Below are 1,541 nucleotides of genomic sequence, written 5' to 3' on the forward strand. Positions count from 1 at the left end.
CGTAAGCGTCTGGCCGTGGCATCTTGAAGCCGATCAAGCTTTATAGGAGCCTCGTGTCCACTTAACTTTAGGTGGACACGTGCACACTATCTCCAATGAAACTGGCGTTCGCGCTCCGCGTCGCCGCAAACACAGCCCCGAGTTCAAGGCCCAGGTCGTCGCCGCTTGCCAACCGCTTGGCGTCTCGATCGCCGCAGTGGCCATGGCCAACGGAGTCAATGCGAACCTGGCGCGCCGCTGGATCGTCGAAGCCCGGCAGCGCGGCGGTGCTCACTTGGTGCCTGCCGCAGTGGCGCCCGCGTTCATCCCGGTGTGCCAGCAACCCGCTGAGCCAGCGTCCTTGGACATCCGTATCGAGCTGCGCCGAGGCGCAACCGCCATCAGCGTGAGCTGGCCCTGCCAGGCCGCAGCGCAATGCGCGGCCTGGATGCGCGAGCTGCTGCGATGATCCGGATCGACGCGCTGTGGCTGGCGGTCCAGCCCATTGACATGCGCGCCGGCGCTGATCGGCTGCTGGCCAGGGTGGTTCAAGTCTTCGGCGCCGCGCAGGCGCACCACGGCTACCTCTTCGCCAATGCCCGCTCAACGCGCATCAAGCTGCTGGTGCACGACGGCTTCGGAGTCTGGTGCGCAGCACGCCGCTTGAACAAAGGCGCCTTCGAGTGGCCGCGCGGTGGCGCCATCGACGCTGCTCCTGTCACGCTGAGCAAAGACCAGTTCGACGCCCTGGTGCTCGGGCTGCCGTGGCAGCGCCTGGAACAACTGCGGCGAATCACCCGGATATGAGCGCAACCCAAGCGGGCAATTCAACGCAATTGGAACAAGCCCCAGTGTTCGATCATGCGCTGGGCTTGCACAATGGCGCATGCTCAACGTGCATGCAATCAAACCCGAGGACCTCAAGGCGCTGAGCGCGGGCGAGCTGGCCGCCATGGCGGCGCAGATGCTGGCGCACATCGGTGAGCAAAGCAAGCGCATCGACACCCAGGCGCAGGCCATCAAGTGGCGCGACGCGAAGATCGAAAGCATCACGTTTCAGCTGGCGCGGCTCAAAGCCTGGAAGTTCGGTGCCAAGACCGAGCGCATGAACGCCGAGCAGCGGGACATCTTCGAAGAAACCCTGGCGGCCGACCAGGCCAGTCTTGAAGCCCAACTGGCCGCTTTGCAGAACGGGGCCGGCACAAGTCGCAGCGCACCCGAGCAGCAACCCCGCCGCCAACCCAAGCGCGAACCCCTTGCAGCGCACCTGCCGCGCGTTGACCAGCGCGTGGAGCCCGAGGACACGAACTGCCCGACGCCCGAATGCGGCCAGCCGATGGTGCGCGTGGGCGAGGACATCAGCGAGCGGCTGGACATCATCCCGGCGCAGTTCTTTGTGCAGCGCCAGATTCGGGGCAAGTGGGCCTGCAAGTGTTGCCAGCTTCTGGTGCAGGAGCCGGCCGCGCCCCAGGTATTTGACAACGCGCTGCCAACGCCCGGCCTGCAGGCTCACACCGTCATCAGCCGCTTCGTGGATCACATCCCCTACTACCGGCAAGAGC

3 protein-coding genes are annotated in these 1,541 nt (G+C 65.5%); all 3 read left to right on the forward strand.

Annotation, left to right across the window (positions count from 1 at the left end):
* Window positions 1-79 precede the first annotated feature (79 nt).
* Window positions 80-448 carry an IS66-like element accessory protein TnpA gene (gene tnpA / locus B7G53_RS22235; protein WP_141396442.1) on the forward strand — a complete coding sequence of 123 codons (369 nt, stop codon included), beginning with the start codon at window positions 80-82 and terminating at the stop codon, window positions 446-448.
* Complete coding sequence (gene tnpB, locus B7G53_RS22240) at window positions 445-786, forward strand: IS66 family insertion sequence element accessory protein TnpB (RefSeq protein ID WP_176491458.1); 342 nt, start codon at window positions 445-447, stop codon at window positions 784-786. Before tnpA ends, tnpB begins: the two co-directional genes overlap by 4 nt.
* Before the next feature lie 79 nt (window positions 787-865).
* Window positions 866-1,541: IS66 family transposase zinc-finger binding domain-containing protein (locus tag B7G53_RS22245; RefSeq protein WP_176491459.1), on the forward strand; the 676-nt coding region annotated here is incomplete at its 3' end.

The organism is Polaromonas sp. AET17H-212, assembly GCF_002379085.1.
Taxonomy (GTDB): Bacteria; Pseudomonadota; Gammaproteobacteria; order Burkholderiales; family Burkholderiaceae_C; genus Polaromonas.